Source organism: Agrobacterium sp. (assembly GCF_032092815.1).
Lineage (GTDB): Bacteria > Pseudomonadota > Alphaproteobacteria > Rhizobiales > Rhizobiaceae > Agrobacterium.
The window spans coordinates 18,797-19,565 of sequence record NZ_DAMDBP010000009.1; the positions used below are offsets into that span (position 1 = coordinate 18,797).

Genomic DNA, 769 nt, shown 5'->3' on the forward strand with positions numbered 1-769 from the left:
GTGCTTGGCACCATTGTTGGTCTTGGCGATCTCGTGCCTTTCATCGCGGCTGCCATGCTGGCGGCACTGTCGGTTCTGCCGATCGTCATCCTGCCGCGCACTATGCCGACGGTCGATCGCGTTGAGGCACTCAATCCGCTCCATCTCTACCGCGTCTCACCCAGTGGCGTCATCGGCTGTTTCGGGTCTGGTTTTGCGATTGCGGCCATCTACACGCTTCTTCCACTTTACCTGCAGCGTGCTGGCATGAATGTCGACGAGGTTGGACGTGTGATGGCAAGCGTCATTGTTGGCGCCATGCTGTTGCAATATCCGGTCGGGCGCTGGTCTGACCGGCAGGATAGACGAATCGTGCTGATTACGCTGGCCCTCGTCTGCCTGCTGTTGTGCGGCGCCATATTGGTTTTGCCCTATTCGGTTACAACATTGACGATATTGCTGTTTCTGCTGGGTGGCGGGGTTTTTGCGATTTACCCGGTGTCGATCAGTTTTGCCGCTGACCGTGCGTCGGCAAGCGCACTTGTGCCGATGATCCAGGGCATGTTGCTGATCAATTCGTTGGGGTCGGCAATGAGCCCAATCAGTGTTTCTGCTACCATGAACAGGATTGGCGCTTCAGGTTTCTTCTGGTCGCTTGCTGCCCTTAATCTTGCAATGATGTTGTTCTTTGTCTGGCGGCGCGGTGCGCAGCCGGAAGCAACACCATTGGCCCCGTTTGCTCCCTCGACGGCGATGTCGCCGGTCGGGGCGGAATTGCGCGTCACTGATG

At 57.5% G+C, this 769-nt stretch carries 1 protein-coding gene; it reads left to right on the top strand.

Annotation, left to right across the window (positions count from 1 at the left end):
• Positions 1–769 (top strand): MFS transporter (locus tag RT613_RS07035; RefSeq protein ID WP_313614082.1); only part of this gene is annotated, 769 nt, incomplete at both ends.